The following is a 1,737-nucleotide window of genomic DNA, read 5'->3' on the forward strand; positions in this document are numbered from 1 at the left end:
ACCCGGCTCTTGCCGTCTGTCATCGACAGACCGCTTGGGTGTTATATGGTCAAGCCTCACGGACAATTAGTATCGGTTAGCTCAACGCCTTGCAGCGCTTCCACATCCGACCTATCAACCAGCTGGTCTTGCTGGGTCCTTCAGGAGGCTCGAGGCCTCGGGGAGATCTCATCTTGAAGGGGGCTTCCCGCTTAGATGCTTTCAGCGGTTATCCCGTCCGTACATAGCTACCCGGCAATGCCATTGGCATGACAACCGGAACACCAGAGGTACGTCCACTCCGGTCCTCTCGTACTAGGAGCAGCGCTTCTCAAATCTCCAACGCCCACGGCAGATAGGGACCGAACTGTCTCACGACGTTCTAAACCCAGCTCGCGTACCACTTTAAATGGCGAACAGCCATACCCTTGGGACCGACTTCAGCCCCAGGATGTGATGAGCCGACATCGAGGTGCCAAACACCGCCGTCGATGTGAACTCTTGGGCGGTATCAGCCTGTTATCCCCGGAGTACCTTTTATCCGTTGAGCGATGGCCCTTCCATACAGAACCACCGGATCACTAGAACCTACTTTCGTACCTGCTCGACGTGTCTGTCTCGCAGTTAAGCACCCTTATGCTCTTGCACTCATTGCACGATTTCCAACCGTGCTGAGGGTACCTTCGTGCTCCTCCGTTACGCTTTGGGAGGAGACCGCCCCAGTCAAACTACCCACCACACACGGTCCTCGATCCGGATCACGGACCTGAGTTAGAACGCCAATGATGCCAGGCTGGTATTTCAAGGTTGGCTCCACCGCAGCTGGCGCTACGGTTTCCAAGCCTCCCAGCTATCCTACACAAGCAACATCAGCGTCCAGTGTGAAGCTGTAGTAAAGGTTCACGGGGTCTTTCCGTCTAGCCGCGGGTACACAGCATCTTCACTGCGATTTCAATTTCACTGAGTCTCGGGTGGAGACAGCGTGGCCATCATTACGCCATTCGTGCAGGTCGGAACTTACCCGACAAGGAATTTCGCTACCTTAGGACCGTTATAGTTACGGCCGCCGTTTACCGGGGCTTCGATCAGGAGCTTCGCCGAAGCTAACACCATCAATTAACCTTCCGGCACCGGGCAGGCGTCATACCCTATACGTCCGCTTACGCGTTTGCAGAGTACTGTGTTTTTAATAAACAGTTGCAGCCACCTGGTATCTTCGACCGCGTCGGGCTCTGGGAGCCAGTCCCTTCACCCTAATGCGGCGTGCCTTCTCCCGAAGTTACGGCACCATTTTGCCTAGTTCCTTCACCCGAGTTCTCTCAAGCGCCTTGGTATTCTCTACCTGACCACCTGTGTCGGTTTGGGGTACGGTCCCACAGTATCTGAAGCTTAGAGGCTTTTCCTGGAAGCGTGGCATCGATGACTTCCAGACCGTAGTCTGTTCGTCTCGTCTCTCGGCCTCAGGGGTCCGGATTTGCCTGAACCCCCAGCCTACTGACTTTCACCAGGACAACCAACGCCTGGCTCACCTAGCCTTCTTCGTCCCCCCATCGCAATACTGTGAGGTACGGGAATATTGACCCGTTTCCCATCGGCTACGCTTTTCAGCCTCACCTTAGGGGCCGACTCACTCTGCTCCGATTAGCGTCGAACAGAAACCCTTGGTCTTCCGGCGGGGGAGTTTTTCACTCCCCTTGTCGTTACTCATGTCAGCATTCGCACTCGTGATACCTCCAGCCTGCCTCTCGACAGACCTTC

At 55.4% G+C, this 1,737-nt stretch carries 1 rRNA gene; it reads right to left on the reverse strand.

Annotation, left to right across the window (positions count from 1 at the left end):
• Window positions 1-45: 45 nt before the first annotated feature.
• Window positions 46-1,737, reverse strand: a 23S ribosomal RNA gene (locus EKG36_RS20385); the annotation flags it as partial.

It is taken from the genome of Halomonas nitroreducens (assembly GCF_003966155.1).
Classification (GTDB): domain Bacteria; phylum Pseudomonadota; class Gammaproteobacteria; order Pseudomonadales; family Halomonadaceae; genus Halomonas; species Halomonas nitroreducens.